This is a genomic window from Kribbella deserti (genome assembly GCF_042434725.1).
Classification (GTDB): domain Bacteria; phylum Actinomycetota; class Actinomycetes; order Propionibacteriales; family Kribbellaceae; genus Kribbella; species Kribbella deserti.
The window spans coordinates 164377-182835 of record NZ_JBHLTC010000012.1; the positions used below are offsets into that span (position 1 = coordinate 164377).

Annotated in this window: 8 protein-coding genes; 6 read left to right on the top strand and 2 right to left on the bottom strand. The window is 68.8% G+C overall.

Annotated elements, in window-relative coordinates:
* Window positions 1-13: 13 nt before the first annotated feature.
* Window positions 14-10510 carry a calcium-binding protein gene (locus ACFFGN_RS11280; RefSeq protein WP_380046229.1) on the bottom strand — a complete coding sequence of 3499 codons (10497 nt, stop codon included), beginning with the start codon at window positions 10508-10510 and terminating at the stop codon, window positions 14-16.
* A 222-nt stretch (window positions 10511-10732) separates the two neighbouring features.
* Between ACFFGN_RS11280 and ACFFGN_RS11285 the strand changes: the two genes are divergently transcribed.
* From ACFFGN_RS11285 to ACFFGN_RS11295, 3 genes are all read left to right on the top strand, one after another.
* Window positions 10733-11239, top strand: a complete 507-nt coding sequence (locus ACFFGN_RS11285; protein WP_380046231.1) for a hypothetical protein — start codon at window positions 10733-10735, stop codon at window positions 11237-11239.
* A 3-nt stretch (window positions 11240-11242) separates the two neighbouring features.
* Window positions 11243-13369 carry a bifunctional polysaccharide deacetylase/glycosyltransferase family 2 protein gene (locus ACFFGN_RS11290; RefSeq protein ID WP_380046233.1) on the top strand — a complete coding sequence of 709 codons (2127 nt, stop codon included), beginning with the start codon at window positions 11243-11245 and terminating at the stop codon, window positions 13367-13369.
* 132 nt (window positions 13370-13501) lie between these two features.
* The gene (locus tag ACFFGN_RS11295) at window positions 13502-14449 is read left to right on the top strand and encodes a zinc metalloprotease (RefSeq protein ID WP_380046235.1); all 948 of its coding nucleotides are present in this window, start codon (window positions 13502-13504) and stop codon (window positions 14447-14449) included.
* A gap of 456 nt (window positions 14450-14905) precedes the next feature.
* Here the strand turns inward: ACFFGN_RS11295 and ACFFGN_RS11300 are convergent, their stop codons facing one another.
* Window positions 14906-15538 carry a TetR/AcrR family transcriptional regulator gene (locus ACFFGN_RS11300; RefSeq protein ID WP_380046237.1) on the bottom strand — a complete coding sequence of 211 codons (633 nt, stop codon included), beginning with the start codon at window positions 15536-15538 and terminating at the stop codon, window positions 14906-14908.
* A gap of 38 nt (window positions 15539-15576) precedes the next feature.
* Between ACFFGN_RS11300 and ACFFGN_RS11305 the strand changes: the two genes are divergently transcribed.
* The 3 genes from ACFFGN_RS11305 (at window position 15577) to ACFFGN_RS11315 (ending at window position 18436) form a co-directional block, all read left to right on the top strand.
* Entirely contained in the window at window positions 15577-16494 is a 918-nt protein-coding gene (locus ACFFGN_RS11305; protein WP_380046239.1) for a DMT family transporter, read from the top strand.
* Window positions 16495-16518: 24 nt separating this feature from the next.
* A complete protein-coding gene (locus ACFFGN_RS11310) occupies window positions 16519-17187 on the top strand; it encodes a lysophospholipid acyltransferase family protein (protein WP_380046241.1) in 669 nt (222 codons plus the stop codon).
* 121 nt (window positions 17188-17308) lie between these two features.
* On the top strand, window positions 17309-18436 hold the full coding sequence (locus ACFFGN_RS11315; RefSeq protein ID WP_380046243.1) for a peptidoglycan recognition protein family protein: 1128 nt from the start codon (window positions 17309-17311) through the stop codon (window positions 18434-18436).
* The last annotated feature ends 23 nt before the right edge of the window (window positions 18437-18459 follow it).

Genomic DNA, 18459 nt, shown 5'->3' on the forward strand with positions numbered 1-18459 from the left:
CTCCTAGTAGTGATCAGTCATTGCAGGCCACGGGGGCCTCGAAATGACCCGGAGTGGTCGGATAGGCCGGGCCTACCGCGTGGGTGTTGAAGTCCGGGTTGTAGGCGAAGGCCAGTTCCCGGTACGCCGAGGTGCCGGCGGTGGTCACGTCGGTCGTCGCGCGACCGGCGCCTGAACCCCAGGCGAGCAGGTTGATGAAGTCCTTCATCGCCGGGGAGTGCTGCCGTACGTCATTGAAGCCGCCGTACGCCGCGTTGCAGTGGGTGTAGAGGTTGAACGCGCCGTTCCAGTCGATCAGCCGGTCACCCGGGTTGGGACCGTTCTGCGCCACATCCGCCTGCATCACGTCGCGATCCCAGCCACCGTAGATCCAGTCCGTGCCCTGGTGGTGGTTGTTGTTCTTCAGCGTTTCCGGATCGGCCGTGTCGTCGGACTTGTTGGTCAGCTCGAACCACAGGCACGGGTCGACCGTGACCGAACCGGTGGTGACCGGCCAGTCGCCGGGCGCACAGTCACCCGGGTAGGCACCCCGCGGGTTGAAGTCGAGCAGATCCGAACCGATCACGTCCTGCTTGGCCGGATCCGACTCGCCCACGCCACCGAAGATGTGGTCGATGAACCGGTCGTTGGTACCGCGCGAGTCCGGATCGAACACGCCGTTGGTGAGACAGTCCGGCGTGGCCGCGTCGAGGACCGGGTCGCAACCCTTACCGCCCCAGAGCACGTCTTCACCGTCGGCGCCGAACACCTGGTCGCCGCCGCTGTCGCCGTTGGCCAGGTCGTCCCCGTACCCGGCGTGAATGTTGTCCGCGTCCGCGCCACCCCGGATCTGGTCCCGGCCACCGGTGGTGATGCCGTCGTGCGGCATCTCCGCGCTGGTCGCGGACCCGATCCACTGGTCGCCGTCGACGTCGTGCTCCAGGTCGACCCGCCGGTCGTAGGCCCCGCGCCGGAACCCGACGTAGGTCTCGGCCGGTGGCGAGTTCAGGCTGAAGGTGAACTGTGCCGGGTTGTCCCCGGTGTCGAGCCGCTGGTTCACCACGCCACCACGGTCACCCAGGATGGCGTCCTCGCCGTTCTCCCCGAACAGCTTGTCGTTGCCGAGTTCGCCGTACAGGTCGTCGTTGTCGGCGCCGCCCAGGATCAGGTCGTCACCGTCCTGACCCCAGATACCGTCGTCGCCGGCCTCGCCGTACACCTTGTCGTTGCCGAAGGCCCCTACTGCTTCACAGGTCGCCTGCGCCTCGGTGCAGAAGCGCGTGCTCGGCTCGCTGAAGTCGGGGTCGTGCGTGCGGGAGACGGTCGCCCCGGCCGGCGGGGTGCCGTTCGGATAGCGATCGGCGTAGACCTTCTCCACCCGGGCACCCGGCGCGCCCGTGACCGTGCGCACCAGGGTGCCGTTGTCGGCGAGTACGACGTCCGCGGCGCCGTCGGCCTCGATCGTGTCACCGGTGTCGCGGAAGCCCTTGGCGGAGCTACCACCGATCAGGTCGTCCTGACCGTCCGGCGTGAGCGCGCCTTCGAGCACGGCCGCCGCGCTCGCGTCACCGGGCCAGCCCGGGTCGGCCAGCGGAGCCACCGTGGTCAGCTCCGAGTCCCCCGCGAGCGACAGGTCGCCCCGGAGTACGTCGGCGCCACCGTTGCCCTCGGCGTAGTCGGCACCGCTGCCGCCGGAGACGAAGTCGCCGCCATCTTGACCCCAGATGATGTCGACGCCCGCACCACCGGACAACCGGTCGGCGCCGAAGCGGTCCGCGGCCGGCAGTGCGGCCAGGTCGTACCGCTCGACGATCCGGCCGGCCATCAGTTCACCCGGCTCGGTGCCGAGGCGGACCGTGGCCCGCGTCGGGGTCTGGCCGGCGCCTGGGCGCAGTACCTGACCGTTGTCACCGGCAACCACATCGTCACCGGGTCCACCGAAGACCGCGTCGGCCGTGTCACGCTGCCCGGTCCGGGTCGCGCCCGCTCCGGCCAACGGGGTCGAGCTGCCGCCGACGAGGTCGTCATCGGCCAGGTCACCCTCGACCCAGTCGCTGCCCTGACCACCCTCGACGTAGTCGTCCTGGTCGTCACCCTTGGCCCGGTCTTCACCGTCCTGGCCGTAGAGCACGTCCTGGCCGTCACCACCCGACATCTGGTCGTTGCCGGAGGTCGCGGCCGCCGGGTTCAGACCGAGGTCGAGCAGGGTCACGGTGTGCCCCAGCGCGAAGCCGCGGTTGCGGGTCACCGGCGTGGTCGCGGCCGGATCGCTGGTCAGCCCCAGGATGGCGTTGTCGCCTGCCAGCAGGTCGGGTCCGGCGTCACCGAACAACTGGTCACCGGTGTCCGGACGGCCGATGCCGTCCGACGCCTGCTGGAACGAACCACCCACGATGGCGTCCTCACCATCGTTGCCGTGCACGACGTCTGCCGCGTTGTTGCCCTCCAGGTGGTCGTTGCCGCCGTTGCCGTTGACCTGGTCGGCGCCGAGACCGCCGTACGCCGTGTCGTGGCCGTCGCCGCCGTGAATGCGGTCGCCGGTTCCGGCCGCGGCCGTCTCGCCGTCGAGGTCGAACGGAATCGCCGCGGCGTCCGCCCCGGTCTCCGGGTTGTCCACCGTGCCGTTGTCGCCGATCAACCTGTCCTGGCCGAGATCGCCGTACAGGTCGTCGTTTCCGGTGTCGGTCCGGCCTGCCGCCCGGGTGCCGCCGTAGATCAGGTCGTCACCCGCGCCGCCGGTCGCCCAGTCGGCGCCGTTGTTGCCCTCGATCACATCCGCCTCGGTGCCGCCGTACGCGACGTCGTTGCCGGTGTTGCCGAAGACGTAGTCCACTCCGGCGTCGCCGTACAGGATGTCGGCGTCCTTGCCGCCCCAGAGGTGATCCTTGTCACCGCCACCGCGCAGTGTGTCCTTGCCTTCCTGGCCACAGGCCAGGTCGTTGCCGCCGAACAGCTCGGCCAGGTCGTTCGCACCACCCGCGGAGACCGTGTCGATACCGGCACCACCGAGGATCCGGTCGTTACCGTCGCCGTCGGCCTCGCTGCTGCTCTCACCGACCGGGTCCGAGGTGACCGGCTCGCCCGGCTTGCACAGCTCGCCGTCGATCCGCTTGTCACCGAAGATCTTCGCCGGGCCGTCACCACCGATCACGTGGTCGTCGCCGAGGCCACCGACCAGGGTCTTGGCGTTGGACGCCACCCCGGCCGGTAGTGGCAGCTTGGTCACCAGCCGGCGCGGACCGAAGTTCACGCCGTCGATGATGTCGGCACCGGTGTTCGGGCCGACCTGGGCCGGTTCGGCGATGACGTAGTCCTGACCGGGCCCGCCGTACACCTCGTCGGTGCCGAAGCCGCCGAGCAGGATGTCGTCGTTCGAGCCACCGAGCAGACGGGCCGTCTGGTCACCTTGGGAATGGCTGGTGATCAGGTCGATACCCGTGCTGCCCCAGACCTTGTCGCTGCCGAGGCCGGTGTCGACAGTGTTGGTCGCGCCGGTGTCGGCCGGGCCGTCCTCGTCCACGCCGAACTCGGTCTCGGCCGCGGTGAAGATGCGGTCCGCGTTCGAGCCGCCGGAGATCCGGTCGTTACCGGCGTCACCGATCAAGGTGTTGATCCCGGCCGGCAGGGTGCCGTCCGGACGGTCGGTCGCCACCGAGATGGTGTCGCCACCGGCGTTGCCGCGGGCCTTGTTCTTGCCCAGGCCGACACCGATCGTGTCGTCACCGGTGTTGCTGCCCTGCGGCTGGCCGGTCGGATCCGCGATCGACTCCCAGTCGAAGACGCCGGCGAGATCCTTGGTACCACCCTTGTCCTGCTCGTTGTGCGTGACCTTGCGGGCCTTGGTCGCGGTGCCGAGCGAGGCGTCACCCGCGACCAGGTTGTCACCGTTGCCGACGGTGATGGTGTCCTTGCCGGCACCACCGGCGACCATCGCTTTCGAGCCGGGCCCACCGGTGTCCCCGGTGACGATGATGTCGTCGCCGCCGCGGCCGTCGACGTACGACAGGCCCCGTCCGGTGGTGATCACGTCGGCCGCGTCGCCGCCGATCGCGACGGCCTCCTTGTCGAAGATGGCCGGGCTGTTGCCCGCGTTCGTACCGGTCTCCTTCTTGCCGTCACCGATGAAGGTGATGTTCATCGGCTTGGTGTAACCGGAGCCGTCCACCACGACCCGCTTCAGGTTCGGGTCGAGGTACTCGCGGCGTTCGCCGAGCATCTCCACCGCGAAACCGTCGAAGGCCGCGTTGGTACCGGCCTCGTCACCGGGCTTCTGCGCGTAGTGCAGCGAGATCACCTTGACGGTGTCCTTCTCCACCGCCGCTTCGTCGTTGCCCCAGGGCGAGCCGCGTTGCGCGTTCTTGCCGAACTGGCCGGCGTAGACCACGAGCGTGTCGTCGACCGTGCCACCGAGTTTCGGCGGTGGCGGTTCACAGTCCGGTGAGACCGAGAAGTCGAGCAGCGTCACGTCGGCCAGCGTGAAGCTGAACGACACCGAGAAGATGCTCACGCCGATCGTGATGTAGACCCGCAGGAACAGCGACAGCTTGCCGCTGACCGTGAACAGGCACAGCGGGTTGTTCAGGGCCGCGTGCAGGAACTCGCTGACCCGGAACTTGCCGTCGTCATTCGGGTCGTTCCAGTAGAACCCGATCGTCAGGCGCAGTCCGCCCTCGATGCCGACCGTGATGATGACCGCGCTGACCGCTGCCCCCGCGGCGATCTCACCGGTCAGCTTGACCACCGGAATCGGCGTACCGGAGTTGTCGACGGTCTTGAAGAACAGCCCGTCGAGTACGTCGATCGCGCCCACCGGCGTACCGTTCTGGGCCGCCTCGACCGCGTTGCGAATGCCGTAGGTGTCCAGGCCTGCCACGATGCGCAGGCTGACTTCGGCCGAACCGGCCAGGGTCACGAACACCGGCGGCGGTGCGTACACCGGGCCGAAGGCCTGCCGCCAGCTGAAGCCGAGCGTCAGCGGGCCCGAGTCGAACTCGACCAGGGTGATGTCGCCACCCATCAGCAGGTTGAACGCCGAAGCCGGGTTCTCCAGGATCGGGAAGGTGATCCCGGACTTCTCCGCGTCACCCTCGTTCGGTGCCAGGCCGGTACCACCGAAGATCGGGTTCTGCGCGGCGCTCGCGTGCTCGTTCTTGTCGTTCAGGCCGGTCTTCACCTCGTTGGCCGACTTCGCGTTCGGCGTGCCCTCGTACATCTTGTCCGCGGTCGTCGGCGAGTTGCTGGTGTTCAGCGCCTTCTCACCGGAGATCTCGAACTCGCCCAGTGGCACGTAACAGTCGTTGGCCGCGTCCGGACTGCAACTGGGCAGCCGGTTGATGAACTCGATCACGGCCTTGATCGTGTCGACGAAGTCCAGCTTCGGCCCATCGGCCAGCGTGCTGAACGTCTTCGCCAGCGTCATCAAGGTGACGTCGTCACCACCGGCCATCCGGCTCAGATCGGACAGCACCGGAATCGGCGCGTACAGCGTGTCCATCACCGGCTGCAGCGGCCCGGTGACCCGCTTCATCTCCTTCACCACGTCGCCGAGCAGGCCCTCGAAGAAGGTGCCGGCGCTGATGCCGACTTCCTTGAAGGCGATGTACGGCGCCGTGGCTCCGTCCGGGGCCTGGTTATTGAACGACCACATCAGCTGGAAGTTCGCCCGGATGCCGGGGAAGGCCGAGTCGACCTGCGCCTCGACGATCCAGTCCAGGTGGAACGCCCCGCTGAGCGAGATCCCGAACAGGTCGCCACCCGAACCGAGGTCCGCGAACTTGATCTTCGCGTCCTCGTCCGCCGTACAGGCCGGCTCGTCGCCCTTGAAGCAGCTGTTCTCGCCCGGGGCCTTCAGGTCGATCTGGAAGGCGCCCGCGAACAACGGCTTGGTCGGGTCGTGCGTACCACCGGTTGCCTTGTCCACATTGATCTTGATGAAGGCCAGTTCGGCCACCATCGTGTCGGGCAGATCGAAGGCCAGCCCCACCTGGAGCTCGGCCCGCGCCTTGTTGTCCGCGCCCCAGCCGTCGTGGGTGTTGACGAAAAAGCCGTCGGTCTTGTTCAGCCCGAGCTTGAAGTGCAGGGCGAAACCGGCGTCGACGGTGATGCCTTCGGTGCCGTCCTTGCCCTGGCGCAGCGCCAGGCCCGGGATACCGATGTCGAGCGGCAGGCTGGTGTGGAAGCAGGGCTTCGGCGCACCGGTGTTCTCACAACCCTTGGCCGGGCTGACGTTGCCGCGCTGAGCGGTGAACTCCAGGAAGACCCCGGCGATGTCGTTCAGACCGCAGACGGCCAGATCGGGCTGCTGGGTCGCCGCGGTGTAGTCCGAGGCGGTGTCGCCCTTGTCGTCGTGCACCAAGACGTTGCCGAGCTTCTTGATCAGCTTGAAGCCGGTGTCGCCCGGAGCCTTGCGAAGCACCTTGTAGCCGGTCGCGTTCGGCACCGACGCCCAGGTGAGGTGGTTGAAGTTGGTGCCGTTCAGCGTGGCCGCGCCCTTGGTGGTCTGGCCTGCCGGACTGGGCACCGTGTCGTCGTTCGGTCCGTCACCCGTGCCTTGGTACGCGACGATCTGATACTCGTACGTCGCTGTGCCGACGTCGTCCGGGCTCTCCGCCACGGTGGGCGCGGCGGCCGGCGCGAGGGTCGCCGTACAGTCGAAGTCGACCGAGACCTCGGTGGCCGCGATCTGTACCTCGGCCAGCGCGGCAGCCAGCTTCGTGTTGATGAAGTCCTTGAACTCCTTGGAGTTCGCGGGACGGCCGCCACCGGGCAGTTCGTTCCAGATCGAGCTGCGCAGCTTGGTCCGCAGGTCGCCGATGAAGTCCGCGCCCTGTTGCAGGTCCTCGCCGATCAGCGGCAACTTGCCCTGGAAGCTCGCGGTCCGGAAGGCCTGCTCGATCGCCGCGAGATAACCCTCGAGGCCGTCGCCGAAGTTGCCGAAGTCGAGCAGCGCGTTCGCGAGCCGCGTACCGAGGTCAGCCGGGAGCTCGAGCTCCTTCTTGGCGTCGTCCGGGGCCGGCAGGTTGTCATCCAGGTCGACCAGGTCGGCCGGATTGGTCGAGTCGGGTACCCGCAGGGCGATCTGCCCGATCGGCACCCAGCCGTCGTCCGCGCCGGTGTTGTTCAGGAAGATCGGCAGGCTGCCGCACACCATCAGCGGCGTGTCCAGCGTCTCCCCGCACGAGACCGTGCCGTTACTGGCGTTGAAGTTCACGCCGACCGCCCCGAGGAAGTCGCTGAACGAGACCGGCGTATTCGCGGCCGCGCCGGACTTCGAAAGCGCGATGCTCAGATCCGCCTTCGCCTGGGCCTTCTCGGCCGCGGGCGCACCCGCGGCCGGATTGCCCAGCGCGATCGACAGCGGGCCGACCACACCTTGGACCGAGCCGTTGGTCAGCGTGGCCTTCGCGCCGATGCTGATCGACGAATCCTCCAGCACCTTGAGCGCGGCACCGTCGGCCGGTCCGTCACCAGGTGCGAGCGGAACCACCAGGCCCACCTTCACCCGGCCGGTCACGTCCACCTGGGCCAGTCCACTGGCCTGGGCCGCCGCGAACGTCTGGTCGGAGCCGTTCAGGTTGCCGAGCGAGAGCTTGATCGGCGCGGCCGCGCGGTAGTCGCGCTTCCAGTCGACGTCGAGCACCAGGTTCGGCTTGCCGTCGACCTCCAGGTAACGGAACTTCACGGCCTGCGTGCCGAGTGTCTCGTTCAGCAGCTTGACCGCGTCCTGGATGTTGTCCGGCGTGTTCGCCAGCAGGCGATCCGTCGCGTCGTCCAGTGCCGACCGCATCATGTACGGCGTTCCCGGGGCGGGCACCGACTCCCATGCCTTCGTCATCGTGAGCGACTTGCCGTTGGGCGCGACCGCCTTGACGATGCCGACCTGGGTCCCGACCACGATCGAGCGCCCGACCAGGTGCGGGCCGAAGAGATCGCCGTTGGCCTCACTCCGGTTGTTGTCCACCACCGTGTCGGCGCCGTACGAAACCCCCGCGCCGGCGTTGGACTCGTCGCTGACCAGCAGGTCGCGCAGGGACTTGCCGAGGCCCGGGATGTCCTTGTCGAACACACCGGAACCAGCGGTCGTGTTGGCCGAGGCGAGCTGCTTCGACAGGGTCTGCAGCGTCTTGATCAACGCGGTGAACAAGGCCTTCGGGTCGTCCGCGTCGAAGTCGAGCTTGAACACCTCGGACAGGTCACCGGTGTCCAGGGCGATCGTCGACGGATCGGTCAGGTCGCCCCACTTCGCGGTGAACTTCGTGGTCGCGCCGGCCGGCAGGAACTGCTCCGCCTCCGGCACCGCCACGGTCACATCGCCGTACGCGCGAACGTTCACGTCCACGTCGAGCAGCGCGGCGGGTGAATCCACCAGCTGCTTGAACAGTTCGGACAACCGCAGGTCGTGCTGGGCGTCACCTTGCTGCTTGAGTCCCATACTCAGCATGTGCCCGGTCGGCGTACCGGCCGCGCAGGTGTCGCCGAGCGAGGAGTTGCAGACCTTGAGCTGGCCGGTCAGCTTCACCTTGAAGTAGCCGGCGTTCGCGGTCAGGTCCACCGCGGTGTCGATCGGGAAGTCGGCCGAGAACAGCGACGACCCGGTCCGGATCATCATCCGGTCGGTGTTCAGCGGCAGCGACGGGATGACCGTGTCGAGTGCGCCGTTGGACTGGGTGAACGGGCAGGCCTTGGTGCTACCGAGGAACCCGATACAGGCGTTCCCGGTGCGCGCGTCCTGCAGGTCCAGCACCAGCGTGAGCGAGGCCTCGAACGACGGCTTGACCTTCGCGAAGGTCTGTTCGCTGTTCGCGTTCAGAATGCCCTGACCGCTGGAGTCGATCCGGTTCGCGAAGGTGACCGCGCCGATGTGCGGTTCCGATCCCGCGATCACGTACGGCGAGTTGGCCGGCGGCTTACCGCCGGCCCAGTCGGTCTTCAGCGTGATCGTACTGGCGTCGTTGCCGGCCACCTCGCCGGCCGACGTACCGGCGACAACACGACGGCCGACCCACTGGTTCGTCGTCCAGCCGGCTCCGGCCACGGTCAGCGTCTTCGTGTCGTACGTCGCGGTCGGGCCGGAGGCCTCGATGCTCACCGGGTCCAGATCGACGGCGGTGTCCGGCGCGAGCTTCTTCATCTTCAGGGTCAGGGCGAGCTTGCTGTTGGCGGCCTCCCAGACCAGACCGCTCAAGTCGATGTCCGAGGCGTCGTCGAGCTTCTTGAGCAGATCCTGCAGCGAGGTGAAGGTGGGTTTGCCCGCCTGCGCCGGATCGGTCACACCCGCGACGAACCCGGGCTGGCCGGGGGCGGGCACCGTGTTGGCGGCGAGGAACGCCTTCAGCACGTCGTTGATCCGGATCACGTCGGCCAGCGTGCCCTTCATGAACGGCAGATCCAGGTCACCGATCGTCGGCAGCGGACCGCCCTGGTCCGGGTCGTACTTCGCCTTCTGGATCGCGGTCAGAGACGCGACGATCTGGGCCAGGCCTTCGGCGAGGTCCTGCAGGCTCATGTTCTGGAACTTGCCGACGGTGGCGGCGAGATCCGGCGCCTCCACCACCGGGGCACCGACACCGATGTCGTTCCAGTTCACCTTCACGGTCGTACTGATGGCCGAGGGCAACGAAACCGGCACACCCGACGCGGCCGCGCCGAGCTGGAAGGTGGCGTGCACCGAGCCACGGGAGTCCGGGTCGGAGGCGTCGATCGGCTGCGAGCCCTGCGGGTCCAGCCCGACCGTGAACAATCCCTCGAGCGATCCCGCCTGCGCGAGTTCACCGTTGTTGCTGAAGAACAGCTTGCCGTCGTTGTCGGGGTCGCTGACGGTGCCGACCAGGTGCGCGTCAACGTCCAGGCTGGAACCGGTGAGCGACACCCCGAGTACGCCGATCGCGGCCTTGGCGGTCGCGTTGTCGATGCTCGCGTGCGCGTCGACGTCCAGGCGCGGCGTGCTGTCGGTCCGGACCAGGTAGACCTTGTCGTCGGCTCCACCGGTCCATACGACGCTCAGCGCCAGCCGCGACTTCAGCGCGAGCGTGACGCCGTCGGCCACGGACAGTTCCACCTTCGGCGTGGCGCTGGACAGCCGCAAATCCTGGCCGGTGACCGTGCGGTCCACCGTCGCCAGGATGTCGAGCTTCTTGCCCGCGCCGAGATCGCTCACCGTCGTCTTCAGGTGACCGGTCCGGCCGCCGTCGATCGTGATGTCCTTGTCGACCCCGAGATCACCGAAGTCCACGGCCGAGTCGAGCTCGTCCGTGACCGCCTTCAGGAACAGGTCGTTCAGGCCGAGCAGTCCCCCTGGACTGGCCGAGACCAGTGGTAAGGGTTCACCGAGTTTGTCGACCGAGGCCAGCCCGGAGGTCCAGGTGGCCAGGCTGTTCGGCGTACCGCCGGCACCCAGCAGGCCCAGCAGGTCGTCGACGCCGTTCTCGGCGGCCCGGGCGGGCTGCGCGGTGACGACGAGCATGCCCGCCAGCAGACTGACCGCCGCGACGACCGAAATCAGGCGCGACGAAACAAAGCGAAGAACCCCCATACGTTTCCACCCCCGCGGCCCCGGGCCCCCGCGACCCCCACGATCGCACTGAGGCGACCCCCCAGCCGCAAGGGAAAAGTAGACCCCGCCCAGGGTGTTGGCAATACTTCAAGCTGGCTTCCGCCCAAAAGGGTGACAGTCTGTTACCGGCTTCAGGCCCGTCGTCACGGGAAATTTCGCCGTTCGTCAGGGTGGCCCACAACGGGCTAAACTCCCGCAGCTGTGACGCCGTTCCCCGGCCGTAAACCGATCTTCGTCGATCCCAGCGGCCGCCGCCATCGCTCCGTCCGCCGCCTCGGTGCCCTCCTGGCCGTGCCCGCCGCCGGATACCTCGTGCTGCTCGCCAGCAGTCTGCTCGGTGGGCCCGCGCCGAACACCCCGTTCATCCCGCTCCCCGACGCCGTACGGCAGCTGTCGAAGCCGAAACCAGTCGTGACGCCGACCCCAGTGCCGGCTCGCACCGTCGAGCCGACGTCGCAGCCGTCGACCACTCCGACCGGGGTACCAACCTCGGCGGCAACCCGGCTTCCGGCCAGCGCGCGGCCGACCGCCGTACCGACCATCACTCCTCGCAGCCGCCCGTCCACGCCTGGCCAGACCAACCGGCCGACGACCTCGCCGACCAGTACGCCGACGACCGGCTCGAGCCCGACCACGACGCCCGGAACACGTGAACGCGGCAAGCCGACGGCTCCTCCCGGCCGGACCAAGTCGCCCGCGCGGCCCTGACCGATGGCTGCACGAAGATCGCGGCACGGCCGGGACGTCGCGCTGCGCACGCATTGGGTCGTCCTGACGATCCTGCTGGTCTGCCTCGCGGGAGCCCTGTTGCTACAGGGATACACCCAGCACCTGTTCGGCACGGCGCCTGACGGTGAGGCGCCACCGCGATCCTCGGCCAAGGCCGTGCCGCGAGAGATCTCGGCCGGTGGCCCGATCATCGACGCGGCGGGCACGAAGCACCGTTCGGCCCGGCCGAAGCCCCGCACGATCGCCCTGACCTTCGACGACGGGCCGGATCCGGTCTGGACGCCGAAAGTGCTCGACCTACTGCGGGCCCACAAAGTGCGGGCGACCTTCTTCGTGGTCGGCACGGAGGTTGCGAAACATCCCACGCTGACCCGGCGGATCGTCGCCGAGGGCCACGAACTGGGTGTGCACACGTTCACCCATGCGGATCTCGCCACCCTGCCGGACTGGCGCCGGTCCCTGGAACTGCGGCAGAGCCAGCTCATCCTGGCGGGCGCGGCCGGGATCAGCACTCCGCTGCTGCGACCGCCGTACTCCTCCAGCGCGAACGCCGTGGCCGATCCGGATTGGACCGCCATTCAACGGGCCCGCGCCGAGGGCTATCTGACGGTTCTCAGCACGCAGGACAGCGAGGACTGGCGCCGGCCCGGCGTCAACCGGATCGTCGCCAACTCGACGCCGAAAGGCCGCAACGGGCAGATTCTGCTCATGCACGACGCCGGTGGCGATCGCACCCAGACGCTGGCCGCGCTCGAACGGCTGATCCCGCAGCTGAGCCGCAAGGGCTTCCGGTTCACCACCGTGAGCGAGTCCGTCGGCCTGGCCAAGCCGATGCAGCCGGCCACCACCTCCGAGCGGTGGCGAGGGCTCGCGGTGATCGGCGCGATCCGGCTCAGTGACGTGACGCTGACGATCATCACCTGGCTGCTGTACGCCGCCGGTGCGCTCAGCGTGCTGCGGGCCATCGCCGTACTGGTCGCGGCCAGGCGCCATGCCCGGGGCCGAACCAGCCTGGAGTGGGGCCCAGCGGTGACCCAACCGGTGACCGTCATCGTGCCGGCGTACAACGAATCCGCCGGCATCGAGGCCGCGGTCCGCTCGCTGGTGGCCTCGGACCATCCGGTCGAGGTGATCGTGGTCGATGACGGATCGTCCGACGGCACCGCCGACCTGGTCGAGTCGCTGGGGCTGCCCGGTGTGCGGGTGATCCGGCAGCCGAACGCCGGCAAACCCGCCGCTCTGAACACCGGCCTGCAGGCGGCGTCGTACGAGCTGGTCGTGATGGTGGACGGCGACACCGTGTTCGAGCCGGACGCCGTCCGGATGCTGATCCAGCCGTTCGCGGATCCGCGGGTGGGCGCCGTCTCGGGCAACGCCAAGGTCGGCAACCGCCGCGGCCTGCTCGGCCGCTGGCAGCACATCGAGTACGTCGTGGGGTTCAACCTCGACCGGCGCTTGTTCGACCTGGCCGAGTGCATGCCGACCGTGCCCGGCGCCGTGGGCGGATTCCGCCGCAGCGCGCTGCTGCGGATCGGCGGGGTCAGCGACGTGACGCTGGCCGAGGACACCGATCTCACGATGGCTCTGTGCCGGGATGGCTGGCGGGTCGTCTACGAGGAGCGCGCCAAGGCCTGGACGGAGGCCCCGGCCTCGCTCAGTGCGCTCTGGCGGCAGCGCTACCGCTGGTGTTACGGCACTCTGCAGGCGATGTGGAAGCACCGTGGGGCGCTCGTCCAGCGCGGTCCCGCGGGCAAGCTCGGCCGGCGCGGCCTGGGTTACCTGCTGCTGTTCCAGGTCCTACTGCCGCTGCTGGCGCCGGTGGTGGACGTGTTCGCCTTGTACGGTCTGGTGTTCCTCGACCCGGTCCGGATCATCGGCCTGTGGCTGGCGTTCCTCGGCCTGCAGGCCGCGATGGGGTTCTACGCGTTCCGGCTGGACGGCGAGCGGCCCGGTCCGTTGTGGAGTCTTCCACTGCAGCAATTCGTTTACCGCCAGCTGATGTATCTCGTAGTTATTCAATCGGTTTTCACCGCACTGGCCGGTTCCCGCCTGCGCTGGCAGCGCATGGAGCGGTACGGCAGCCTGGAAGTGCCCGCCGGGACCACCTGACGGACCGAAGGTTTTCCCTAGATTTTACAGAGGAACGAGACGATCGCTTCCGGAACAGCGAAATTTTGCGCACTATTCCGGGCAATCGGCCGCCCGCCCAGTCGCGGCCACGATCCCCTGAGGAGCGCTTCGATGCGATCTCTCATCACCCGTCCCCGCGCGCTGGCAGTGGTGCTCACCGGCACCGCGCTCGCGTTCAGCCCGCTCGGCGGTAGCGCCTCGGCCCGGCTGCCCGTCGACGAACTGCGCAGCCTGAACTGCGTCACCCCGGCGGAGACCGGCTCGGCCGCCAAGGGTGGCCGCGGCGCCGACCACCGCGAGATGTCCGCCGCCGAACAGCGCGCGGTCGAAGCCCGCACGGCCCAGATCCTGAAGGCCAAGGCGGCCCGCGGCATCGCCGTACCGAAGGGTGCCCTGGCGGCTGCCAGCGTGCCGGTCTACGTGCACGTGATGCGCGACGCGGCCGGCAACGGCGACGTCACCGACACCCAGATCGCCCAGCAGATGGACGTGCTGAACAAGACCTTCGCCGGTGGGGAATCCGCCTCCGCGGCGAACACCGGCTTCACGTTCAACCTGGTCGCCACGTACCGGTACAACAACACCAACTGGCACAAGGACAAGCAGAGCGCGACCTACCGCAAGCAGACCCGCAAGGGCGGCGCCAACGCGCTGAACATCTGGCTGGTCAACTTCAGCTACCTCGGTATCGCCACCTTCCCGTGGGACTACAGCCGCAACCCGGGCGTCGACGGCATCCGGGTGCAGTACACCTCGCTGCCGGGTGGCACCGCCACGAACTACAACCTCGGTGAGACCGCGACCCACGAGGCCGGCCACTGGTTCGGGCTCTACCACACCTTCCAGGGCGGTTGCACGGCCACGAACGACGAGGTCGCCGACACCCCGGCGCAGAGCAGCTCGACCAACGGCTGCCCGGTCGGCCGCGACTCGTGCTCGCTGCCGGGCCTGGACCCGATCCACAACTACATGGATTACTCGTACGACTCCTGCTACAACCAGTTCAGTCCGGGCCAGAGCACCCGGATCAGCAACATGTGGACGGCCTACCGCGCCTGACCACCCCTGACCGAACCGGCCCGGCATTCCCCCCAGAATGCCGGGCCGCTTCGCGTCCTGTTCCGTCTGTTCCGTCTGTTCCGTCTGTTCCGTCTGTTCCGTCTGTGCCGTCTGACCGCCTCGTCGGCTCGTCGCCACGTCGAATCTCGCCGGTCGCTGGTTCGGCGAGATTCGCTGCTTTGCCCCGCACGGGTTCCTGGCAGAGGCAACGGGCTCCTCGCAGGGGGACCGGGGTCCTGGCAGAGCCAACGGGGTCCTCGCAGAGGTAATAACCCCTGCTCAGACGCCGTTTGGGATGCTCGGCTCCCGCGAGGTGTCCCCAGTGAGCCCGTTCGTCAGCTGTTCCTGCCCGACGCGCTCGGCGTCTCTGCTGTACCGAGCGAGGCGGCTCGGCGCGCCAGCCGGTACGCCGTACGGCTAATGCCGACCTCCCCCGTCGCGCCCGCCGTTCGGCGGTCAGCGGCGGGGCCAGGTGGACAGGAGGTCGCGGGCGGCTCGGTGGGCGACCTTGGTGGCGTCGGGAATCGCGGCCACCTGCTGGCTGACCAGGGCGCCTTCGTGGAGCAGTAGCAGGCGGTCCGCGAGTTCGGCCGGCCGGCGAAAGCCGCCACGCTTGGCCTGGGCGGCGAACTCGTCGCGCATCCAGCGTTTCTGGCCGACGATCAGTGGCATGGCGGGATGATCCGACTCGGCGAGTTCCGCCGCCGCGTTGAGAAAGCCACAACCGCGTTGGTGGTCGGCCACCCAGTCGGTCAAGGCGGCGAACAGGGCGAGAATGACCTGCTCCGGTTCGGTCGCGCGGCGCTGGCGCAACTGCTCATCGAGGAAATCGTGCCAGCGTTGGTCCCGGCGCTGCAGGTAGGCCGCGATCAGGTTGTCCTTGGAGCCGAACCGGTCGTACAGGGTCTTCTTCGTCACCCCCGCGGCAGCGGCGATCGCGTCCACGCCGACCGTGCGAATGCCTTCTGTATAGAAGAGATCGGCGGCCGCGGCAAGAATTCGCTCCGCGGCCGGCGTCTGGGCGATCGGAATGGCCGGCTGGGGCCGCCCGACGCACCAGGGCAGCTGTCTCGGCTGCTGGGAAAACATACTGCGAGTATACCGACCGGTATGGTTACGTGGGCGGCATGACGACTTTGTCCGCACCACCTGTCCGTCGTACCGGCCTGCTGGCGGTCGGAGCCGGCACGGGGTTTGTGGTGTTCTGGAGTTCCGGCTTCATCGGTGCCCGCTGGGGAACGGACAACGGCGAGGTCTTCAACCTGCTGGCCTGGCGCTACCTGGTCGCCGCCACGATCGGCCTTGCCGTACTCGCCTGGCGACGGCCGCGGATCGCGCGAGCCGACCTGATCACCCAGGTGCTGATGGCGCTGTTCAGCCAGTGCGCCTATCTCGGTCTGATCTTCAGCGGGGTGGATCAAGGCGTGCCCGCGGGCATCACCGCGCTCATCGGCGCGCTCCAGCCGATTCTGGTGGCCACCGTGGCCGGGCCCTTGCTCGGTGAACGCGTCGGCCACTGGCAGTGGGTCGGTCTGGTGCTCGGGGTCGGCGGTGTCGGCCTAGTGGTCGCTGGCGATCTCGGCGCGGGACATGCGGCGCCGGCGGTCTACCTGCTGCCGTTCGCGGGTGTGGTCGGCCTCGTGGTCGGAACCTGCCTGGATCGGCGGCGCCGGCCCAAGGTCGGCGTCATCGACGGCCTGGCGATCCAGTGCGTGATCGCCGCCATCTTCTTCACGACCCTTGCCCTGGGCACCGGCCAGCTCAGCGCTCCGGCCGCGCCCGCGTTCTACGGCGCGGTGGTCTGGCTGGTGTTGTTCTCGACCGCGGGCGGTTACGGGTTTTACTTGCTGAACCTGAGGCTGTCCGGAGCCACCCGGATCAGCAGCCTGATGTACCTCGTACCGCCCGCCACCATGGTCTGGGCCTGGCTCATGTTCGGCGAAACCATCGGCCTGCTCGCCGTCATCGGCATGGCCGTCGCGGCCGTCGCGGTGCTCATCATTCGCACCACTGGCGGCGATCAGGGCCGATCGGGGGGACACTAGCCTTCCGCAACCCCTGGAGGCCTGATGATTCAAGCGATCGTGCGACTGGTGATCGCTCCGCTGGCGCGGCTGGTCTACCGGCCGGTGATCGAGGGCCGGGAGAACGTGCCACGGCAGGGCCGGGTGATCCTGGCGTCGAACCACCTGTCGTTCATCGACAGCATCGTGATTCCGTTGTGGGCGCCCCGCCCGGTGGTCTTCCTGGCCAAGGCCGAGTACTTCCGCGGCAAGGGTCTGCGCGGTCGGCTGGTGGCCGCGTTCTTCACCGCGATCGACGCGATCGGGGTGGAACGCGGTACGCATGGCGCCGCCCAGGCCTCGCTCGACGCCGCCCTCGCCGTACTGGCCGACGACTTGGCGTTCGGTATCTATCCCGAGGGCAGCCGGTCCCGCGACGGCCGGATCTACCGCGGTAAGACCGGTGTCGCCTGGCTGGCCTTCGCCTCGGGCGCGCCGGTCGTACCGGTCGGGGTGATCGGTACGGACCGGGTCCAGCCGATCGGCAAGAGCTGGCCGCGGCTGCACCGGCCCACCATCCGGTACGGCGCCCCGCTGGTCTTCGAACCGCCCGGCGAAGGCGTTCGCCCGGCCCAGGCCCGCCGGCAGGCGACCGACAAGATCATGGCCGCGATCCAGGAGCTGACCGGCCAGACGCCCGCCGGGGTGTACAACGAGCCGGCCAAGCCTGAATGAGGCCGGCCGGGTTATCACCGTGACCGAAAGGCGGCGGGGGTGGCACCGCGAGGACTTAAGGTCGGCGGGTGGCCTGGGATTTTGCCGGGTCCGTCCGCCTATGTCTTCCAGGAGGTCGACGATGTTGACACGCCGCCAGGCCCTGATCGGCGCGGTCGCCGCCACCGGCACCGCCGCCGGGCTGGCCAGCCCGCTCACCGCCGCCGCCGCGCCCGCCGGACCACTCGCGCACGCGCCGTACGCCGCTGGGCAGGGTGTGCCGGAGACGCTGGCCGAGATCGCGGCGCCCGGGCAACTCGTCGCGGCCGCAGAGTTCCCGCTCGACTTCGTCAGCGTGAGCTGGACCGGTCCCAAGGGTGGCGGTGTCTACCGGCTGGAGCACAACGGCCGCTGGGGCGCGTGGCGCCCGCTGGTCACCGGCGACGCGGACGGCCGCACGCAGGCCGATCCCGCGGGCCCGGCCAACCGGCTGGCCCTGTTCGGCGCCCAGAAGGCCTCGCGGTACGAGGTCAAGCCGCCGCCGCTGGCCGAGAACGTGCTCATCGTGGCACTGAACACCACCGACGGCCCGCTCGGCGTGAGCTCGCTCTCGGTCTCGACGTCGTTCGCGACGGCCGATTGCGCGTTCGTGAATCGGGCCGGCTGGGGTGCCGACGAGACCCTGCGGTTCAACCCGGACGGCACCGAGCGGTACCCGCAGGCGTACTTCCCGGTCCAGGCCCTGACCGTGCACCACACCGCGGGTGACTCGCTCGGCCCCGATCACGCCGCCACGATCCGCGCGATCTACTACACCCACACGATCACCCGGGACTTCGGCGATATCGGCTACCACCTGCTGATCGACCCGAACGGCGTGGTCTACGAAGGCCGCTGGTCCGGCGAGGACGGCCTGCCGGTGTTCCGCAGCCCGCTCGGCGACGTACCGCACATGAGCAACGCGGCCCACGCCGTCGGGTTCAACGCGGCCAACGTCGGCGTCTCGCTGCTCGGCGATTTCACCGGTCGCCAGCCCGCCGCGGCCCAGCGCCGGTCGCTGGTGAAGGTCCTGGCCGCATTGGCGAAGCTGTGCAAGGTCGATCCGCTCGGCACGGTCAACTACGTCAACCCGATCAGCGGCGCCACCCGGACCGTCGCGGCGATCTCCGGCCACCGCGACTGGAACTCGACCGCGTGCCCGGGCGACGCCTTCTACCCGCAGCTGCCCTCGGTCCGCCAGGAAGTCGCCCGCGCACTCCGCCGCCGCTGAACCGAGGCCATGGCTTTGACCGT